Origin of the sequence: Streptomyces sp. GbtcB6 (assembly GCF_019091475.1) — a bacterium.
Classification (GTDB): domain Bacteria; phylum Actinomycetota; class Actinomycetes; order Streptomycetales; family Streptomycetaceae; genus Streptomyces; species Streptomyces hyaluromycini.
In genome coordinates this window covers 198,730-219,170 of the sequence record NZ_JAGXJL010000012.1, presented here as the reverse complement: position 1 = coordinate 219,170, position 20,441 = coordinate 198,730, and the positions used below count along the sequence as shown (strand labels likewise).

At 67.8% G+C, this 20,441-nt stretch carries 15 protein-coding genes; 6 read left to right on the top strand and 9 right to left on the bottom strand.

Going from position 1 to position 20,441, the window contains the following annotated elements; translation table 11 throughout:
• The first annotated feature begins 49 nt into the window (after window positions 1-49).
• From KVT45_RS22050 to KVT45_RS22035, 4 genes are all read left to right on the top strand, one after another.
• Window positions 50-847, top strand: a complete 798-nt coding sequence (locus KVT45_RS22050; protein WP_217549999.1) for a hypothetical protein — start codon at window positions 50-52, stop codon at window positions 845-847.
• A 435-nt stretch (window positions 848-1,282) separates the two neighbouring features.
• Window positions 1,283-2,548 carry a DNA cytosine methyltransferase gene (locus KVT45_RS22045; protein WP_217550173.1) on the top strand — a complete coding sequence of 422 codons (1,266 nt, stop codon included), beginning with the start codon at window positions 1,283-1,285 and terminating at the stop codon, window positions 2,546-2,548.
• The gene (locus KVT45_RS22040; protein ID WP_217549997.1) at window positions 2,548-3,759 is read left to right on the top strand and encodes a DnaB-like helicase N-terminal domain-containing protein; all 1,212 of its coding nucleotides are present in this window, start codon (window positions 2,548-2,550) and stop codon (window positions 3,757-3,759) included. The genes KVT45_RS22045 and KVT45_RS22040 overlap by 1 nt, the downstream gene beginning before the upstream one ends.
• Before the next feature lie 61 nt (window positions 3,760-3,820).
• Window positions 3,821-4,117 (top strand): hypothetical protein, encoded by a 297-nt coding sequence (locus tag KVT45_RS22035; RefSeq protein WP_217549995.1) that lies wholly within the window; start codon window positions 3,821-3,823, stop codon window positions 4,115-4,117.
• Here the strand turns inward: KVT45_RS22035 and KVT45_RS22030 are convergent.
• The 6 genes from KVT45_RS22030 to KVT45_RS22005 form a co-directional block, all read right to left on the bottom strand.
• On the bottom strand, window positions 4,102-4,998 hold the full coding sequence (locus KVT45_RS22030) for a DUF5655 domain-containing protein (protein ID WP_217549993.1): 897 nt from the start codon (window positions 4,996-4,998) through the stop codon (window positions 4,102-4,104). The genes KVT45_RS22035 and KVT45_RS22030 overlap by 16 nt on opposite strands.
• A 921-nt stretch (window positions 4,999-5,919) precedes the next feature.
• A complete protein-coding gene (locus tag KVT45_RS22025) occupies window positions 5,920-9,933 on the bottom strand; it encodes an alpha/beta fold hydrolase (RefSeq protein ID WP_217549991.1) in 4,014 nt (1,337 codons plus the stop codon).
• 36 nt (window positions 9,934-9,969) lie between these two features.
• Window positions 9,970-11,028, bottom strand: a complete 1,059-nt coding sequence (locus tag KVT45_RS22020; protein WP_217549989.1) for a MoxR family ATPase — start codon at window positions 11,026-11,028, stop codon at window positions 9,970-9,972.
• Between the two features lie 38 nt (window positions 11,029-11,066).
• Window positions 11,067-12,566 (bottom strand): hypothetical protein, encoded by a 1,500-nt coding sequence (locus KVT45_RS22015; protein WP_217549987.1) that lies wholly within the window; start codon window positions 12,564-12,566, stop codon window positions 11,067-11,069.
• A gap of 83 nt (window positions 12,567-12,649) precedes the next feature.
• Window positions 12,650-13,579 carry a trypsin-like peptidase domain-containing protein gene (locus KVT45_RS22010; RefSeq protein ID WP_217549985.1) on the bottom strand — a complete coding sequence of 310 codons (930 nt, stop codon included), beginning with the start codon at window positions 13,577-13,579 and terminating at the stop codon, window positions 12,650-12,652.
• Window positions 13,580-13,608: 29 nt separating this feature from the next.
• Window positions 13,609-14,049 (bottom strand): CU044_2847 family protein, encoded by a 441-nt coding sequence (locus tag KVT45_RS22005; protein WP_217549983.1) that lies wholly within the window; start codon window positions 14,047-14,049, stop codon window positions 13,609-13,611.
• A 144-nt stretch (window positions 14,050-14,193) separates the two neighbouring features.
• On the opposite strand from KVT45_RS22005, the gene KVT45_RS22000 reads away from it, so the two are divergent.
• Both KVT45_RS22000 and KVT45_RS21995 read left to right on the top strand, forming a co-directional pair.
• Window positions 14,194-14,301, top strand: a complete 108-nt coding sequence (locus tag KVT45_RS22000) for a VWA domain-containing protein (protein WP_217549981.1) — start codon at window positions 14,194-14,196, stop codon at window positions 14,299-14,301.
• A 197-nt stretch (window positions 14,302-14,498) separates the two neighbouring features.
• The gene (locus KVT45_RS21995; RefSeq protein WP_217550210.1) at window positions 14,499-14,801 is read left to right on the top strand and encodes a hypothetical protein; all 303 of its coding nucleotides are present in this window, start codon (window positions 14,499-14,501) and stop codon (window positions 14,799-14,801) included.
• A gap of 296 nt (window positions 14,802-15,097) precedes the next feature.
• Here KVT45_RS21995 and KVT45_RS21990 read toward each other — a convergent pair whose 3' ends face one another.
• Genes KVT45_RS21990 through KVT45_RS21980 form a run of 3 tightly spaced genes read right to left on the bottom strand, consistent with a single transcriptional unit; the run spans window position 15,098 to window position 19,034 of the window.
• Window positions 15,098-16,609, bottom strand: a complete 1,512-nt coding sequence (locus KVT45_RS21990; protein WP_217549979.1) for a hypothetical protein — start codon at window positions 16,607-16,609, stop codon at window positions 15,098-15,100.
• 23 nt (window positions 16,610-16,632) lie between these two features.
• The gene (locus tag KVT45_RS21985; protein ID WP_217549977.1) at window positions 16,633-17,802 is read right to left on the bottom strand and encodes a caspase family protein; all 1,170 of its coding nucleotides are present in this window, start codon (window positions 17,800-17,802) and stop codon (window positions 16,633-16,635) included.
• Window positions 17,799-19,034, bottom strand: a complete 1,236-nt coding sequence (locus KVT45_RS21980) for a hypothetical protein (RefSeq protein ID WP_217549975.1) — start codon at window positions 19,032-19,034, stop codon at window positions 17,799-17,801. Before KVT45_RS21980 ends, KVT45_RS21985 begins: the two co-directional genes overlap by 4 nt.
• Between the last annotated feature and the right edge of the window lie 1,407 nt (window positions 19,035-20,441).

The following is a 20,441-nucleotide window of genomic DNA, read 5'->3' as shown; positions in this document are numbered from 1 at the left end:
CCTCCCCGCGATGACAACACCGTCCGATACCCCGCTGTTCGACGTAGACGTGCCCACGCCTCTCACGCCCGTCGAGCGGCTGCTGGCGCTCGCCGACATCTACACCCAGCACAACGATCTACTCGACACCCTGCTCTCCGGCAGCACCTCCCTTCCCGCCCCGGATGCCTACGCCGCCTCCGCCCGGCGGCTAGAGCGCGAGGCCCTCGTCAGCATCAAGGCAGTCCGCCAGCAACCCCTGCCCGCCATCGAATCGATCAAGAGCGCCGTCGTGCGGCTGAAACAACTCGCCCACCTGACCGCTGGTGCCACTCATTACCTCACCGCCGCGCAGCACGTCCTGCCTCCGGACGGTGCACAGCACCAGCGGCTGAACCCCCGGCACGGAGCCCGTTGGTACATACAGCTGGCCCGCGAACTCACCGCGCTCGCACCCCTGACCATCATCGACTCCGCCATGGTCATCGCCCGCAGACTGCCAAGCAGGTCCCACAGCCACACCACCGTGCCCGGCATGACCGTCGACCATCGCGATGCACTGCTCGAAGTCGGCCGCGGCCACATCGCCACCACCCAACGCAACGGAAACCAGTTCGTCTACCACCACGGAACGTCCGTGGACGCCAAGATGCTGGGCCAACTGGAAACCCAGGGCCTGATCATCCACGAGCCCGCGTCCGCAGCCCCCTTCTTCACGGGCGGACCGTCACGCGACCGCGCACGGCTCACCCCCCTCGGAATCTCCGCGCTCAGCACCGCCATCACCTCCCAATTTCCCCTCACCAGGCCGGTAGCCGCCCCCGCTGCCGCCAGTACCACGGTCAGCGCCTCCCGCACACGCCGCTGACAGCGCCGCTCGCTCCCCTGTCGCCGCGTGACCGCCGCCTCGTCTACGCAAGGAATTCCTGATTCATACCTCCCCGACCTATATACGCATTTCGCTGGGCGCTGGCATTCAGTCCACCGCAACAAGCCCGGAGGCATGGGCCGATGCCGGCGCCTTTGACGCGGCGATCCCTCAGGGCAACGCCCGCGCGAACGCGTCCGGGAACCGGCTGCTCGGGCAGGCGTTCCTGCAGCACGCCCGCGTCCGCCTCGACCAGGCACCCATCGACCACGTCACTGCCGCCAAGTGGGCCACCCACCAGCAGGAACTCAACGACCACGAAGCCGATCCGGAGGAGTTGGAAAGCGGAGTGGTCGGCGACTGCTCGCCGTGGGCCTGCCGTAGAGCCGAAACAAGGCCGGTCCAGGACGACTTCGGGCTCGCCACGTGAGACGGATCGTTCTCGATCTGTTCGCCGGCCCCGGCGGCTGGAGCCACGCCCTCACTGTCCTCGGTGCGCGCGATGTGGGCCTGGAATGGGACGAGTGGGCCTGCAAAACCCGTGCTCAGGCGGGCCAGTTGACGATCCGCACCGATGTCGCCTCCTACCCCGTCCGGATCTTCTCCGGACGGGTGACCGGGCTGATCGCCTCCCCTCCGTGCCAGGCATGGAGCATGGCCGGCAAGCGGCTCGGCCTGGTCGACCAGCCACTCGTCCACCAGGCCGTCGCCGACCTCGCCGCCGGACACGACACCCGCGAACAACTCCTCGCGGCCTGTGCGGACGCGCGCTCACTGCTGGCCGCCGAGCCGATGCGCTACCTGTACGCACTCAACACAGTGGGTGAACCCGAGTGGGTGGCCATGGAGGAAGTCCCCGACGTCCTGCCCCTGTGGAAGCAGTACGCGGCCGTCCTGCGCACCTGGGGTTTCTCAGCATGGACCGGAATCCTGAACGCCGCCGACTACGGCGTACCCCAGACCCGCAAGCGGGCGATCCTGCTCGCCTCCCGCATCCGCACCGCCACACCGCCGCCGCCCACCCACGCCCACGTCGAGGAGCCTGAGGGGCTGTTCGGGCCGGGGCGCACACGCTGGGTGTCGATGGCCGAGGCCCTCGGGTGGGGCCGCACCGACGGTCCGGTGCCCACCGTGTGTGCCGGAGGTGGACCGGGCGGTGGGCCCGAACCCTTTCCCTCCGGGTCGCGCAAGACCCTCACCGACGCACGCGACCGAGGCACCTGGGTACCCCCCAGCGTCACGGCTTCCCGTCGAGAGCGCTCCGGCCAAGCCGAACGCCACGGCACGCACCACGACTGGACAGCCAAGGCTTCGACGCCCGAAGGTCCGGCCGATGCGCGCCGCTGGGCGTGGTCGCTGCGCAGTAACAACCAGGCCCACGCCACGGTCAGGCCGTTGTCCGAGCCAGCCGGGACGCTGTTCTTCGGGCACCGCGCGAACGAGTGCACCTGGGTCGCCGAGCCCGCAGGGACACCCGAGGGCGGCGAGGCGGATGCGGCACCGCCCCCGATCAGGATCACCGCCCAGGAGGCGGGCATTCTGCAGACCTTCCCGCCGGGCTATCCGTGGCAAGGCAACAAGGGCCAGCAGTTCTCCCAGATCGGCAACGCCGTCCCGCCCCGCCTGGCCGCACACCTGCTCGCCCCGCACCTGCCTCTCGACAAGCCGTTCAACCCCGACGACTTCACCCTCACCGCCTGATGCCCCCAACCTCCGCTCCGGAAGAAGACGACGAACTGGACCTGTCGCGACCACCGCGCCCGGTCCACTACGCCGAGCAGGCCCTGCTCGGCGCCCTCCTCCTCGAACCAGCACGTCTGGCCGACACCAGCACACTTTCCGCGGATCACTTCGACAGCTACCACCACGCCACCCTGTTCACCGCGATCGCCAGCACCCCGCCGCCCGCCCCCGACCCACAGGTCAGGGACACGGCCTGGATGCACACCATGCTGGAGCAGACCCGCTCCCGAACTCCGGGCCCCAGCGCTGCGCTCCTGGGGGAAACCGCCTGGCTCAACCAGGTCCTCAAGCGCGCCCGCGCACAGGCGCCCGGACTCAACCCTTCCTACCTGCACACCCTCATCCAGGTCTGCCCACGCCCGGCTCACGCTGCTGCATACGCGCGGATGATCCGCACCGATCACGCCCGACGCCTACTGCGCCGTCACGCCGAACGCCTCGCCCACACCTCCACCGACCCGGCCAGCCCCAGCCCGGCCGCCGACGTTCTCATACAGGCCGACACCCTCGGCCGCGTCCTGGACGACCTCGCCGGCCAGTTCGCCCCGCACCCCGGTTCGCTGCCCCGCACTCCGAACCCGCCCCGCCTCCCCAAGCACGTCGGCGCCGAAGAACTCGAAGAGGAACGCAACCTCCTGGCCACCGCCACCGCCTACCCCAGGGACGTGCCGCAGATGCGGTGGCTGCTGGCCGAGGACTTCATCGTGCCGCTGCACGCCGCGCTCTGGCAGTGCATCACCGCCCTCGTCCACCGCGGCGACATGGTCGACCCGATCACCGTCCTCGGCGAGGCCCAGCATCGCGGCCTGCTCACCGACACCCTCTGCGCCCGCGACCTCATCGCCCTGGTCTCCACCCCCGCAGCCTCCCCCGAACACTGGGGCGAGAAAATCCTCCAACGCTCCCTCCTCGCCCGAGCCCACGCCGTCGCCGAGCGCATCACCGCCTACACCGACGACCCCACAAACACCCCCCACCAGCTGATCACCGGCAGCCGCCGCGCCCTCGCCGACCTCCACACCCTGCGCACCCGCTGGAGCCGCGCCATCACCCCAGCCGCTGAACCACCGTCTCGTTCTCCCGGTGCCCCGCACGCACGACCCGCACCACCTCCCCGCGCGGCCAGCCCGCCAGCGGCGGTGCCGACTCCTGTACGAACCCACCGCTGACCTCAACCACCGGGCCCCACCGCATGTCTGGGGCCCGGACTCGAATCGAGCCCGCATCTTCATGCCCGACCACGCCCTCGACGCCCACGTCCGTTTCGACACCCACCCCGCCCGCACTGTCCTGGCAGCGCGGGGGTTCGAGCCCCTCGGCGAGACCACCATGGTCCTGGCCCGGATCGACCACGAAGAGCCATACGGGGCCGACCAGGTCGCCCGAATCCTGACCAGAGAGAGCATCACGGTGGTCCACCGCCACGCCTTCCCGCACGTCGAGAGGCTCCACCTACGACCACAGACACGACACCAAGCACAGCCCGTCAGGAGGCAGGCAACGGCAGACGATCACGCCGCCGCGTAGCTCGCCCGGAACAGATCCTGCGCCCGCTCCACGTCCCTCGGCGTACGCAGCTGCACCTCCAGATCACCCGTCCCATGGTGGCCAAGCCCGGATACGTCACGGGTGAAGCCCGGAACGAGGTCGACGTCCTTCGGATCGACCTTCAGGTACACCAGGAGCTTGGTCTTCTGAGGTGGGCACACACAGGCGAAGTTCCGCAGCCTCTGGAAGGCTGTGTACTGCTTGCGCGGCACACGGTTCACACGGTCTCCGAGACTGAGCAGCACCTCGTCGACAGCGCTCGCCAATTCCACTATCGACGCCCCTGCGGCGCCGGCCGCCGTCCGTGCGGCAGCCTGACGGCGCACCCGGCGGGCTGCCTGCATGCCGCCGCTAGCCGACGCCACGCTCTCAAGGCCGAGGAGGTCGCTGCCGAAGAGTCGGTAGCGGACCATGTCGATCGACCGCCGATGCTCGCGCACGGCATGCACGTCGTAGCGAGTGAAGTCGCCGGCGATACAGATCAGGCGCGGGCCGCTCCACAGCACCTGGGACGCGGCCGTCACCCCGAGTCGGCCGCGGACCAGACGCTCGAACTCTGCCCGGTGGTCCATCAGCCACGCCAGGTAGAACAGACCCTGGTTGATGACACCCGCGTCCACACCCCGCTTGTACTCTACGATCACCGGCGATCCGTTCTCATCCAGCCCGAGCGAATCGATCCGACCCCCGTGGACCGGCCCAGTGCTGTACTCGCTCGCCAGGAACCGGACACCCAGCAGCGTCTCCATGTGCGCCTCGACGAGACCCTGCACATCGGCCTCGACCTCAGCAAGACGCGGCACGACCTCGGTCACGCCGCCATTCGCCGTGTCCGTGCGGAACAGCTTCAGGCCCGACACCTTCCCCTCCTCGGCTCGGAGATCATAAACGCCGAAGAGGTGCCGGATTGTTTCCGCGAGAGGCTACGGAGGCGTGGAGATTTCGTGAGACCCTACGTACGGCCCGGCCGGAGAACGGACGCGTCCCCCCGGCGAACAGGAACCTACGATTCCCCCATGTGTCCCCCGCGCCCCGGGGGACAGCGTTGGGAAGCTGCGTTTTCACAGGTCAGCCCCCGTAGCTCAGTGGATAGAGCAGGCGCCTTCTAAGCACCTGCTCCATCACTCACGACTCACCGCCCGCAGCGCGCGCGAGACCCTCGGCGCATGGACTGGCAGAAACATCGGGCACCCTTGCCCAATCACCATCCCGCCGGTTCGGTGAAGGGACCGTCAACGCCACTGACGTGGCTCTTGTGTCCATCAACATCATCAGCCGCTGTTGGCGATAAGGCTGTCGAGGATCTCCTCCGTGCGGTTCAAATGAGGAGCCCCGACCGTGAGTCGTTCCATGAATCTCGTGTAGGCACCTGTGTCCGCGTCCGGCATGTGAGCGGCGGCGTAATTCCCCATGTGCGCGCCATTTTCCCCAGGTAGACGTTCGAATGTACGGTGAGACTGAGGGCGGCCCGCCCGCCTGAGTAGGGTCGAGGGCAAGCGGCGTCCCTCTGGTCACGCAGCCGCAACACCGTGATCCCCACGGGGAATTCTCTTGCGCAGTACCTGGAGCAAATCGCCGCCGTTCACACGACACGGTGCTGCCCCGGGTGGTACCAGCGAGATCAAGGATTCGGCACAAGATGTCCGCGGTGCGGTGATGTACGGCCGAACGTCCTTCGAGCTCCTGAGAATCCGCATCCTCACAAGGTCCTGACCTCGAATTTCACGAGGTCGCTGCCAGAACCATTTCCAAGGAGTCCCAACACCTTCAGGCCCGCGGGATCAAGAACGCCTGAGACCGTCATTCTCGATGACGGAGATTGCAGCAAGGCGTTCATAAATTGTTCTTGTCAGCTGGTGATCTCGGCCTAGCGCGCGTTGCGAGGCCGCGAGGTTCTCCTCGTACAGCGGGATCGCACGTACCAAATTCCCGTCCTCTTCGTAGACGGCGGCAAGGTTGTTTCGGGCCGCGATGGTGTGGGGATGGTCGACGCCCAGCGTCCGTTCTATGGCCGTGACGACTTGCTCGAGCAGGAAGACCGCGCGCGCTACGTCGCCGGCCTCTTGGTAGATGGCGGCGAGGCTGCTTCGGGCCGTGACGGTGAGGGGATCGCTGGGTCCATGTGTCCGCTCCACAGTCGCGAGAGACTGTTCGTGTATCACGAGGTCGCGGGCCAGCTCCTCGGTCGGCCGAAGTGCAGCATCATCGCCACGATTGGCGCGGCGGCGATACAGAGCGATGGCCTCGTGCCTCGCGGCCAGGGCCGCCGTTTCGCGTCCTGCCAAGAAGTATCGGCCGGACAGGTTGTGGAGTGAGCGCACGAGGTCGGGTTCGTGGGCGGCCTGATGCGAGGATGCGAGGGCCCGACGGATCTGTGTTGCCTCTTCCTCAGCCGATACTGCTTCCTCGGATTGCCCTTCCGCCCCATAGCGGATCGACAGATTGTGCAGCGAGGTGGCGAGTTCGGGCAAGTGGGTGGCGGGGTCGGCCTCGGCCAGCTTACGGCGGACGGCAGTGGCTTCCACGCATCCCTCGAGGACGGCCTTGGGCAATCCCACAGCGGCCTGCAGCGACAGATTGCGCAGCAGTATGGGCGACGCGTCGGCTGCGGCCAGGCCCGTATCCGGAGTGATCGGCAGGTCCCATAGACGCACGATGTCGTCGTAGCCGACCGTGGCCAGGCGGTGACCCCCATCAGGACCGGCTGGGAAGGCGGCCATGGCCAGCACCTCTGAGGGCTGAATTTCGAGAGCCGTGGGGGGTGTGAGCCGCCGCCGACGCGAGCCGCGCAGGTTCCAGAAACGGACGTGGCCCGTGTAGTCGGCTGTGGCCAGGACGCTGCGTCCGCCTTGCCAAGGGAAGGCGGTCATGGCGCGTCCCAGGAATGCAGGAGCGGAGGTGAACTGGCCGCGAGGGGTGCCGTCCAGGGCGGCCCAGAGTTGCACCGTGCCGTCATAGTCGGAAGTGGCGAGGACTGGGTGCCCGTCATCGGCAGGGAAGGCAGTCATTGCCAGGACTCTCGTGACGCTCACTCTGTACGAACGGCCGACGGGGGTCCCGCTCGTACAGTCCCAGATCTGTACATTCCCATCGCCGTCGATTGTGGCCAGAAGAGGCTCGCCGTCCACGCCGGGGAAAGAAGCCAGAGCAACTGTCCCGGGGGCTCTGAGCCTGATGAGGCTGCCGATTGGAGCGCGGTTGAGGGGATCCCAGAGACGCACCGTGCCATCCGGGCTGTACAGGGCGAGCAGGCTACGCCCGCCGGATTGCGGAAGCGCCGCCATGGCTACTACGGGATCCGCAAGGCGCTCTTCGACCGTGATCGACGCGTCGTCGCTGCGTCGGATGTCACGAGGGGCTTTCGCCCCGGCATCAGCTCGTACGGCAAGCAGGTCACGCTTGACCGCCCTGTACGAGGTATGGGCCGGCGAATCGGGGTGGATGATCGTGATGTGGTCGCCTTCAAGAACGGCGGTCTCCGGGGTGGCCGGGACAACGTCGTCGGACTCACCGGTGTAGGACCGGATCGGGATCTGCAGCGAGTATGGTCCTGTCTCGTTGGCGTGGATCACTTGATCGAGAAGGATTCGCCGGTCGACGGCCATCTCGACATCGTGCAGGCGCAGTTGTCGCTCCAGCGGATTTCGCAACCATCTCCGGAGTCGGGTCCGCTCGACCTGCGCGCTGCTGCTCGGGCAAGCGAACATGACGATCCGGCGGATCTTCTGTAGTTCCAGGCCGCGTCCCTCCGTCAACTCCTGCGCCAGGTAGCGCTGTACCACCAGACCGCCCGAGCTGTGCGAGACCAGCACGAGATCGCTGAACGGAGCTGCTTCGGTCCTTAGAAAGGTCTTGAACGCTTCAGCGAAGTCGCTGACCTGTGATAGACGACGAGCCCTGAGTGCCGGGGCGAAGGTCTCGTACTCGAACAGGAGCGGCGCCACGAAGTCCAGTTCGGGGTCCTGGGCTATCAGGCGTTGGAACGGCTCCCACACGGTGGGGACCGACCAGAACCCATGAACGAAGATCAGACCAACGCGCCTAGCGGCAGCCGCCTGCCGGACGCCGTCGTGAGGGGCGTGCCCTTGAGTCCCCTCGGCCAGCTGACGGGCCAGGGTCTCGTATTGACCTCCGGCTCCTCTGAGTACGGACACAGCCACTTCTGCGAAAGGCAGGCTCCGTTCGGGAAGTCGTCGTCCCGATGCCGCGTTCCCGGGGGTCCCGGCCAGCGCGGCCAGCGCGCGGAAGTCGACGACGCCGCCGAACGTCGCGGCCACACGGTTGGAGACTTTGGCGACCACCTGATCGAGTACGTGCATGGACTCGCCGCGAGTCAGCTCGGTGAGCAGATCCTCCCGCACTCCGCTGCGGAAGTCATAGACGATATCGTCGGGGTCTCCACCTGGCTCTGGGGTGCCGCGGCGCTCGATCAGCCCCGAGAGGAACAACTCCGCCAGGTCGGTCTGCCCGGACTCCGGCATCATGGTCTGCTGTACCAGCCGCATCACGGGCAGGCTCAGCGGTGCCGCAGAGAGGTAGCAGGCGAGGCGATAGGCGTTGGGTGAGCTGCCGTTCCGGAATCGCGTCACCTGCTCCGCGGGACTATCGGACTGCTCCCCGGCGCGGGCAGGCTGCTGGGGGCGGGGCACACCCTCCAGGGGCGCGGCCAGCATCGGCGTCCAGCCGGAGCTGCGCCCAGCTGTCAGCTCGGCCCAGGGTGCGAGCCAAGTGCCTTTGGCCTCCATGACGGGAAGCCAGCGAACGGCAGCGCGATCAAGCGCGCCGCGTGCCCCCCGCGGAATGCCGGGCAGCGCCGCAGTGGATCGGAATGCGGGGATCGGGCGGTTCGGGTCGGCCGCGGATACCTCGACGGAAGCCGTGCGCAATGCCGTACGGTGCCACAGCCGTTGAGGCAGCACCTGTAGTGCCGCGGCTGGGCGCTTGGCGGACGTTCGGGTGAGAAAAGCAGTCAGTTCCCTGCCGTACCAGGCGGGTCCGACGCCGTCGGTGAGGACGAGGAGGACCCGTCGGCCGGTGTCGTCCTCCAACGCGCGGTGCCAGGCCCGCTTCGGCGTTGGCGGGGGTGTGGCGAAAGGTGGTCTGCGGCGGAAGGGCGCGATACGGGGTACCGGATGGTCGGTGTCCATGGCCCAGCACCGCACGTCGGCGAAGGCGCTGTGGCGCTCCAGCATCGTGTACAACTCACTGGCCAGTCGGTGCCAGACTGCCATTGTCGCGCCAGTGTCCACCAACAGGTCGACGGAGAAACGTGGCTCACCGGACGGCCGCCAGACTGGCAGTAGCCGCCGGGCCTCGCTGGTGGCCTGAGCGGTGGCCTCCTCGTCGAGTTCGGGAGCCCCAATGGAATCGACGAACTGGCGCAGTGGACGCAACGCCCGGGCCAGAGCCAGTGAGTCGGGTAGGGCCGAGGGCCGGGCCACTTGGACGATCTGGGCAGGGCCGACGTCCGACGTCGCGGGGCCATACTCAGCGAGGGCATGGAGGCTGACGTGAGGTTCGCCGGGCTGCTTCTCGTCTTTCGGGCGGCTCTCGGGTGGGCCGCCGTCCGACGGAATGGCGTGCGGCAGCTCCGTCTCCAGAGCAGTCGCGTCGCCTGAGCGGGGCGTGCTGTTGGTCGGACTCGGCTGCCTCGCGGAAGCCGGCCTCCTTGCGGGTGAGTCCGTCGGCAGCGGCGAGAGCCCGGCCAGCTGGGACACCCACAGGACATCAGCAAGATCCTCGGGATGCAGCCTTCCATCGGCGGTGGCGAGGAGCTCGGCGAGTGCCTCACGCAACCCTGCTCTTGATGGCGTCTGTCCGGCCACGTGTACTCAGCTTTCGTTGAGCGGGCGTAGCAGTACGTCTTGGATGACGCGGCGGTCTTCCTGGTCGGTCCACAGGCCGCCTTCGGCCATGAGCAGGGCGTTGAGCAGCTGGTCGTTGGCCAATTCCGCGCCGTCCCGGCGTTTGCGTGCGAACTGCGCGATCAACTCGGCTCTTACGGCGCCATTGCCGACCTCTTCGCCGAGATGGGCTGCGACCATCGCGGCGAGTCGGTTCTCATCCGGCGGTTGGATTTCCAGGCGGACGCAGCGCCGTAGGAACGGAGTGGGAAACTCGCGTTCGGCGTTGCTCGTGAGGACTACGAACGGGAACTGGGCGCACCGTACGACACCGTCCCGCACGGTGGCCGTCCGGTCAGGGTCGGCGGTCATCACCTCTTGCGTGTGCCGCCCAAGCCTGGAGAGCTCGGGGATGTCGAACTCCCCTTCCTCGAAGACGTTCAGCAGGTCGTTCGGAAGGTCGATGTCACTCTTGTCGATCTCGTCGATCAGCAGCACGCGTGGGTACCGCCAAGGCAGCAGTGCCGTGCCGAGGGGGCCCAGGCGCAGATACCGGCCGATGTCGGGCTCTTTACCGGGGGCTCGGCCAGCATCAGGACTGTTGTAAGACATGGTCCCGCTGCCGATCCCTGCATCGTGGAGTCGGCCGATGGCGTCGTACGCGTACAGGCCCTCGCGAAGCATGGAACGGCTGGTGATCGGCCAACGCAGCACGGGGCCGAGGTTCAGCTCGTGGGCCACCGCATACGCCAGCGTGGACTTGCCAACCCCCGGCTTCCCGGTGATCAGTAGCGGGCGTCGGAGATGTAGCGCCAGGTTGACCCGTTGTACTTCCTTCTCGTCTGCCTGGTAGGCCGCCGCCTGACGGACGCGCCCGAGTCTGCGGGTCGTTCTGCCACTGGCCGTCTCCCTGGGTGGTACGGGGAGATGATCGGCGGAAGCGATCTCGTCGTCGACAAAGGCCCGCCACGCCGGTGCCGGAGGCAAGCGGGTAATCCCGGGATGCGGCACCCCTGTGCCCTTGTAGATCCACCAGTCTTCGGTCATACCTGCCGTCCCTCCGCTCGCCGCCGTCCGACCTGTCGTCATGTCGTGCCTACGTAAAGGCTGTCCTGGTCCGGATCCACGCAGGAGGGGTCCTCCCATAACAAGGTGATGTTGTTCGGCACATCCTCTGCGGCCGCGTTCCGTCCGTGTCTGCGGCAACGGTGCACAATCTGCGGGAGTTCCGTCAGACAGCGGGAGGCGTGTGCACGAAGCGCCTCGACCAGTTCGGACCGATCGCCATGGTTGCGCCGCCACAAAAGCACCGGGACACCGTCCGTGAACATGGCATCGTCGACCGCGTCCCGCAGCTCCGGGACCAGGGCGTCGTAGGGGACGTCGAGTCCCAGGCAGGCGATTGTCGGCTCCGCGTCGAGCCACTGTGCCAAGGCCGGCGCCTGCCCGGCGCTGAGCGTAGGCCAGGTGATCTCGCTGAGAACGTCGTCAGCCAGATCGCTGTTCTGCAGGTGGCTCCAGCGCTTGCGCCAGGGTTCGGGGGCCAGCCAGGCGTCTTTGTACCGCTCCAACGAACGCACCACGACGGGGTGATGGTGTCCCAGGCGGCGCTTCGTGTCTCCGGGAGACCAAAGTTCGGCCGCGTGGCCGAGCAGGGGGCCAGGCAGAAGGAACTCGAGCCGGACCGCGTGATCGTCGGCGCTGCGCAGCTCGCGCGTCAGCTTCGACCAGCCGGCCAGCTGGGCGCTGCCCTCCCCGATCAGAACGCTCTTGGCCAGTGGCTCAGAGGGACCGAACGTCCCCACGCGTGTCAACGGGCCTCCGGCCAGCGGCTGTCGGTAGCAGGCGCCATGGAGGCTGTATCGGCCGTCGCTCACGTGCGGAGGATCCTCGGCCTCCAGCCTGATCTGAACGATCAGCCGCGTGGCTTCGTCGACGGTGGCAGTGTCTGCGGTCGTTCCGCTGACCGAGTCGTCCCACCGGCTGATGATTTCGCGCAGAACGGCGAGCTCAGCGTGTCGGGGAGCGTCTTTGTCTGTGCTGAAGGCCCGGAGGAAGCGCAGCAGCGGACGAGGGTCCGGGTCACGGCGATCGGTGAGGCGGACCAGTATCTGTGGCAGGGTCTCCCGGCCGGTGAAGAGGGCTTGACCCTTGCCGCTGTCGATCAGGTACTGCGACAGGTCCATCGGATGCGGGAAGGAGGACATGCCGCGAACGGCTCCGATCACCCTCAGCAGGTCCTGAGAAGTGAGCGGTGGCATGGGGCGCGTCAGGCTGAGGACAGCCAATTCCAGCCAGGGCAGCGCTCCGTCATCGGGTGCTTGTGTGCGCAGCGCACCGCGCAATGCCTCCAGAGCTCCGTACGGATCGGCGCGGGACGCGATGGTGCGCAGTATCGCCTTCGCATGGGCCCGAGGCTCGGCGTCCTCACGGACGTCACGGTCCACCCGCTGGCACAGCGGACTCTGCCCCATCTCCTCCAACACACTCTGGCGGAATTCGAGGCGCGACATCTTGTGGAAGCTCAGCAACACGTCCAGCAGCAGACCATTTGCGTCCTGTGGCCAGGGGGCGTCGGGCGGCATCCCTCCCGAGTGGACCCCGCAGTCGGCGGCTGCGCTTTTATTGCCGCGCCAGAAACGAAAGAGATGTCCGCGTACCTTTCTACTCACTCTCCCGCCTCACCCTCCCAGCCTCCTACGGTCAGCCCGATGAGCACGCGGAGTCTGTCCAGGGCGCCGTCGTAAGGAACCAGTTCTTCCATCGCCGTGTACAGCGCGCGAAAGGCGGCTGCAGTATCGCGGTAGTGGCGGCAACGACTAATCAGACGAAGAAGGTGATCCCTTCGGTCTGCGCGCTCGTCCACCTCGAAGGAGTACGGCAGTCTAAGATGATCACCCATCTTGTCCAGCAGGTCGTGTCGGCTGTTGAGGCGCGACATTGATGGGAACGCCATCAGGGCCTCGACGAGCTCATGGTCGCTGGGCGGCGACGGAGCCTCGACCATCACAGGAGCGGGAGAGGTCCCTGCCCTCAAGAAGGCGCTGAGAGCTGAAACGGGAACAAACCAGCCGCCTTGGTGATCGCGATACGAACGGCTGCCCTTGAGTACTCCGTACACGAGCCCGTCGGCGCCCGACAACATGCTCCCGCTGAGGCCCTCGCGCACCCCATCTCCGAGCACCTTGACGAAATCTCCGGAGCGACCGGCGACACGAAGCGCGAGAGTATCGGGCTGGACCCCCGGGGAAGGTGTGTAAGTCGAGTAGCCCAGGGCCGTTAGTTCCATGCCCCGTTCCGCCTCAGTCGTGGCCAGTTTTGCCACATGCTGTCCCTCCCAGGGGTGCACGGGGAGCACGGCGAGGTCCGGATACGGGTGGAAACGGCCACCGTCGCCAGTGCTCGGCTCGGCGCGAATGTCCTGTGCCGCGATCGAGCACGAACCCGATGAGTGATGGACGGTCACCTTGGCGGCGGGGCCGGCGCCGTCGACCACGACATGAGCGGCTGTGACGACCAATCCGGGCGACACCAGGAAACCGCTGCCGCGAAACTCGCCCGCGACGTTGATCCAGACCGCGCTCCGGTGGTCTCTCATGCGGTCCTGTAGACCGGGTGTTGCCGAGTTCACTCGGTGTCCGCCCCGCTCATCGACGGAGCGGTCGAAACGGGGCTATTGGCGCTCTCCCTCCGGGCCGCCAGGTCCCAGGAGAGCCGAACCGTCAGTCCTGCTTCGCTGCCGGCCTCGGCGATGACTCCCAGGAGCTGACCCGATTTCACTGCGAGCTTGAGACCGAACTCAACCTCGAAGGCGTCCGGCGACCCAGCTGCTCCCTGAGCGACGGTGTCAGCAGCCCATCGCCCGACTCCCTGAACAGTGCTGCGTACTTGGTCCAAGGTCAGGGCAACGGCCGACCCCAGCTGGGCAGCTCGCTGCCCAGCCCCGAATCTCACATCCCCGTACTCATCCCCGTCGCCACCTTTGGGCTGCTGGAACTGCAGTTCACCGATGACCTCAGCTGACACTGTCGTGCCATCGCCCAGATCGATCGACACTGTCTCGGCCACAGGTCCCCCCGGTTTCATCGCCTGTCAACGGAACGTCAGAGTAGTTCCAGATAACGTGACTTGCCTCAGTCATGCCCACATCGTGATCCATGACGCGATCCGCCCGGCAACGGCTCTTGAACCGCCCGGTGGCAAGGGATCTGGATGGCGAGCGTCGAGCAGGGACTGGAGGGTCAACCCCGGGCGATGGACGCGGTCATCCGTCACTACCGCGAGATCGGCTCCGCAGCCCCGACCCGGGTCCTCTTCTAGACGGACGGCGAGGCCAACAGCAAGAGCACGACGGAAAAGCGTCTGTGCAGTGGCCCGAAGCCAAGTCTCCTCTGTTACCGATATATTCAGCAAGCGACATGTTCGGTGTCAGCATGACTTGCGGTGCGGCGGCGACAGCTGCACCCCCGTCATGACCATCGACCCACGGTCTTCGGGGAACCAGGAGACACGCCCGCGTGACGATCACCGCCACCGCGCGGGATGCCGCGGCTCGCCGCGGCCGCCTTCGCTGGTGGTCCGAACTGCCGCTCATAGCGTTCCTGGCCGAACGCGGACCCGCCGCATTGCGCCTTCAGGAGATGGCGCCCGGTCCATACCCGCCCATCGAGCTGGGTGCCCCGGTGCAGGCCACCGTCACCGCGGGAAGCGTTCTTCTGGCGCACTACCTGCTCGGCCACAACCTCGGCGATCGCATCGGAGGCGAACGGCGGAAGACGGTCTACTACCGGCTGATGGCCCAGGGGCACCGGGAAGGGTGACGCGACTACGTCGCTGACCCCCACGTCGAGTTCCGGGCGGAGTCGGAGGAGCACCGTGTTGCCTGGCTTTTCGAGACCGCCAGGGGAGTCCACCGTCTCGTGGACGCAGTCTGGACGATCAGCGCCATCGTCGGCGCCTGCACATGGACCACCAGACCGTCCGCCGGGTCGCACGGGACAGTTCCCGGCGGCGCAGGCCGCCAGGCAACATTGCCCGCTGAATCTGGCCGCCGCGGTCGAACCGTCGGCTTGGGTCGGTCCTTTTGGCCTTCGTCGGTGCGCGGAACCTCCGGGAGTCAGTTCTCGTCGACATGCAGCAGTTCCGGAAGCGCGAGGGGACCGGGGGCATCGCCGGAGTCGTGGTCGAGGCGTACGCTGCCCGTCGGGGTGGTGAGGGTGAGGGAGCCGACGTGGCGGGCACCGAACCACCACTCCTCGACGATCCGCGCGAGCCGGTCGCGGGCCGGGCGGGTGACATCGGTGAGCGGGACGACCACATGGTCGGGTGTCGGGAACCGCAGCTCGCCGTCGTGCACGCCGGTGTCCACGACGAGCCGGGCAAGCTCCCACAGCAGGTCGCGGTCCACGCGGCGGGGGCCACAGCGAACATCGAGCCGGTACTCCCTGCCATGCGGTGCTTCCAGGGCGGCGGCGACCATCGCCGGCTCCCACAGCTCCGCGGGCGTGTGTGCGCCGTCCAAGGTGAGGTGGACCCCGGAGCCGCCTTGCGGGGCCAGCCGGAAGCCCCGCACCGGTCCGTGCGGGGATCGATCGCGTTGGCGTACCGTCACTCTCGGCTCGCCGGGCTCCGGGGCCGTGTACGTGAGCAGGGCCGAGGGATGTGCGGCGGCCATCAACGGCATCACGCGCTCCTCGATGTGACGGCTCGGCTCCGGCTGCCGGATCAGGTCCTCGTACAGCAGGCCGAGCCCTTCGCCCGTCAAGGGGAGCGCCCAGTGTTCGAGGGCTTCACGCCACACCGCTTCGTGCAAGCCGCGGCGGCCTCTGCGGCGCGCGACCCAGGCCGACAGCGCGGCAATGTCACCGGTGTCGGCCCGCGGCCCTCGCAGATCAGAGCGCAAGGACAGCCACTCGTCGACCCCGTCGACGTCTCCTTGGCGGCAGCGCAGATATGCGACCGCCAGGTCGAAGAGCATGGACTCGCCGACCCGCGGCCGGGCGGCCTGCAGCGACCCACGCCACGCCTGCGCGACGGTTCCGGCCCACAGGGACTCGCCGCGGCGCAGGGCCTCCAGCAGGGTGTAGCCGGAGTCAGCCACTGGCCGCAGTGCCAGACGGGTGCCGGCCAGACCCTCGACCGGATCGACGGTCACGGGCAGGCCGGGCAGCACCAGCGTGCAGGCGGGCGCGCGCTTTCCGCCCCCCACTTGGACGGCGAGCGGACGCTCGGCCGTGCCGATCGGGACGACTGCCGGCGCGTCCATCTCCGCGTCACGCAGGGCCGAGGGGGGCAACGGCACCCACCCGTCGACGCCGCCTCGAGGCCCCTGCCACAGGCACAGCCACCCACTTGTGCTGCGGCGCCCTCGGTCCGACGGGGGCGTCTCCGCAGTGGCGTCCGTCGCGAAATGTGCCGTGGGGTCCCCGCCGGTGACGAGCGTGCGACGCAGCGGGATATACGGTGACCAGCCGCGCAGTAGGAACCGGTCGCCGACGCGCAGTTCCACCGTGTGCGGTTGGTCGGCGCGCAGCGGAAACCGGTCCAGGACATGGTTGCGGCGGTCCAGGATTTCCGCCGCGCCGACGACTGTGCCTGTGCTGGCGGCCGGCACGGTCGGAGCGAGCACGGCGGTCCCTTCCGAGCGGGAACTCACAACTCCCCCAAGGTGAGGGTGCTTTCGTGGCTCGGCGGGGAAAGCCACACGTCGAAACCGGTCGCAGTGAACCGACCGTTGACGAAGTCGGCATCGACCCGGGCCGGGCCACTGGGCCCTTCGCCCCGCCACGGATCGGGGCCGGGATCACGCCGCTGGATGGGATGCCCGCCGACGCGCTCGGACAGCGTCCACGTGGCCGATGAGAGCGCGTCACCAGGATTCGTGTCGAAGTGGAACGGCACCGGCGGGCATGCATCGAACGTGAACACGGTGCCACCCTTGGTGGAGCTGCCGGAATAGTCGCACACCTGGCGCGGCTCATCCGGCGCGCGCAGCCCCGGCCACTCCGTGAGCTGACGGACGTAAGGCCCGATGGTGTCCGTGGTGACCTCCCACCGCGAGCCCTGCCGAGGCTCGCGCGGCATGCTCAGCGCCCTCAGCACCGCGCGGGTGAACAGCGAAGGCGACTTGAGGCGGGCGTACGCGTCTGCGGTGACGTCGGTGGACCGCAGCACTAGTCGATCCCGGCTTCGGGGGTCACGCGCCGGGGACTTGAGCGCGGTGGCGTCGAGGCCGGCCGCGTCTTCCAGCGACGAGGGCATGCCGCGACATGCGTCGACGAAGAAGAGCTGCTTCTCGGCGGCGTTGTCCTCCATGCCCTGTACCGTGCGATCTAGGTCGACGGCGTTCGCGAAGTACGAGAAGAGGTTCTCGCCAGTGTCTTGCAGCAGCAAGCCGTGCGGGCCCCGGCCGATCTGGACGCCGTGACCGCAGAAGTGGAACAGCGCGACGTTGTCCGCGTGACCGTCGCAACGCTCGTACCATCGCTCGAACGCCGCCGTCACCTCGCGCATCACGGCCGGCGCGATCTCTGTCGAACCGTCGTCGCCCTCCAGGCGGACCGGCTCCTGCGCCGAGATCAGCACCTCCAAGCTGCCCAGTGGCAACTCCGGGCGCGCCCCCAGCGGGCCAAGCAGGGCCTCGCACATAGCCGTCGCCGATGCGGGCGGCGCCGTCAACTGCGCGAAGCCGCGACAGTGGTCGTCGCGCCGGGCCCTGGGCCGCTGATGTGTGCCGCCCTTGAACCAGTCGTACCGGCCCACACCGATCACGAACGCGTGCAACGCTGGCCCATCGATGGCGAGATCCCTGAGCGTGGTCACGAGCGGCCCCCATCGGCGACCCGGCGAGCCAGCCGACGATGGAAGTCCGGCGAGGTCAGATACGCGCCGTGCGGCAACAGAGCCCCGCTGTCGAACACCAGGTCCTCGGCGCCGGCAAACACCGCCCCGGCCGCGAACGCCAACGGATCCCGTACGTCCACGACGTTGATCCACCGCGTCACGTTCGGCAGCGCCGGCACCTTCGCGACCTGCGGGGACGGCACGTCCGGGTCGCTCGCGGCGAACAGCTTCAACTCCTCGAACAGGCCGACCTGCGTGCCCACGGTGACCAGCAGATCGATACGCACATCGAGCCGGTAGCACGAGAGGATGTCGTGGACAATGTTGCCGCCCATGCTGTGCGCCACGACGATCAGCGGATCGCCGTAAGCCCGCGCTGCCCCGGCCGCATCGTCCAGCGCCTTACCCACCAATTCCACGACCGGCCCTGGCCGTTCGACACTGCCGCGCCCGGCGAGATATCCGGCGACGTCCGCGAACAACAACGCGCCCTTCGGCGTGAAGCGCCGACTCACCGCTTTCACACCGCCGGCCACGGTCTTCGCGAGAGCGGCGTTGATCCGGCGCACGGCCGCACGTGCGGGCCTGGGCACGGGCACACTACCGAACCTTTCCCACTCGTCCGGTACGTCGCTCTGCCCGTCGCTCTCCTCCAACTCGTGCTGCCAGGCATCGAGTTCCTCGTCAAGGCGATCCAGAAAATCGACGTCGGCTTCGACTTCGCCGAGCCAAGCAAAGAACCCGACGCCGTCGCCGCGCCGACCGTCACCGGTCTTCCACGCCCAATAGGCCACGGCCCGCACGCAGAACGCCACCGTCGCATCCCGCTCCTCGGCCGACCGTGCCTCCACCGACGCCGCCAGCAACTCCACAGCCCACAACAGCGACGTCCGCGCGGCCGTCACCAGCACGCGCCCTTCGGCGACGTCCGGCGCCGCCGCCACGACCCCGTCGACCATCTCCGCGACCGAGTCGTCGACCACCGAACCGTCGTCGCCCAGGGATTCGACGCCGTCGACGTGGAGGCTCGCCCAGTTCCATGCTGGCGGCGGCAACAGCGCGCCCCAGCGCGGATTCAGGATGGGCGCCTCGGGCGACCGACAACCCGCCGCCGGCATCAACGCGAGCCGAAACCAGCTGTCCCGCAAGGCCGCCCGCCGTTCGTCCTCTGCCCCACGATTGGCGATTCCGTGCACGTGGACCAGCGCCATCGTTCCCCCTCAAGCCCGGACCGTCCATTCTGCAACACAGGACCACTCTCACGAGGATGGGTGGACTACCCAGGAAGAAACTACTTTCAAAGCGAGCACGCCCCCGTTCTCTGCCGCCCTCGCCAGCGAGCTGCCCAGCGCTCGGCGTGCGCCGAGCACTCCCCTGCCGCCGGAACCGAATGCGACGTGGCCGCCGCGTGACCGAGATCGCCGCAACGGACGAGGGCCAGCTCCCGCAACTGCCCTGCGCCCCCACGAGGTCCGATGTCGCCCGCTGCTGCCGCCGCACGAACCCCCGCCCCGCCACGACCGACAGGGAAAAGAGCAGGGACACGCCCCAACCGGGCACCGCAAGCCCGGAGGCCGCTGACACGCCCAGCGGCGCGCTCGTGGTCGCCACCACCAGCAGGGCGAGCCCGTGCGGTTCACGCACCCCGAAGTCGACCCTGACGCCTGACCGCCCGCTGCCACCTCGACAACCAGGGCCGGCAGCCCGCCGCCTGACCGACTCGCGGTGGCTTCGGCCGCCGCCCACCCCACACCCTCCGCAGGCATCCCTTGGAATTGATCATCTGAGTGCCTGACGGGCGAGCGGCCTTCGTCTGATCCTGTGCTCCGTCACAGAGGCGCTTGACACCGCCCGGCCCTCCAACTGCAAGGGCTCCAAACCCTCCTGGGCTGATGACGACGAGCGGCGCGTTACGCCGCGCGTAGGGGTAGTACGGGTTCCGAGCCCTCTTGGGCTGATGACCCTTGGCATCGTCACCGAGGAGTTCACCCACCGCTACACGTTCCGAGCCCTCTTGGGCTGATGGCGACGTTCTCGGACCAGATCCTGGCCGGACAGAACGCCATGTTCCGAACCCTCTTGGGCTGATGACGACCGGGTTTCAGGGCCAGCTCGCTCATGTCGTACCAGAGTTCCGAACCCTCTTGGGCTGATGACGACAGCGTCGCCGACCTCAGGGGATGAGGGGCCGGCATGTTCCGAACCCTCTTGGGCTGATGACGACCCGAGGATAAAGCCCCTGCTTGTGGCATCTGCCCTCTCCCCCCTGCAACCGGATTCTGCAGCGGCCCGCCGGTAATGCATCTGTGCAGGTCAGAACGTTTTGCGTGGCGAGTTCGGGTGTTGTCAGACTACTGAAGGCGACGGGCGGCGATCTGAGGGTGTTGAGGTTTGCCGTGGTCCAGGTGTTGTCGGCTGCTGGCTGGAATAGATCGGTAGCCGGCGATCCGTTAGCACAATGATCGATTCCATTGGGGGTGAATGATCTGAATACGGTATGTGACGGCGGGCTTGGAACTAGATTGCCTGGCAGGTTAGTTAAGGGATGTGAACCAAGATCAGTGGTTCGGGAGGGGGCGGGGTTGCGGGTCAGGGTGGACGTGATTCCGGATACGAGG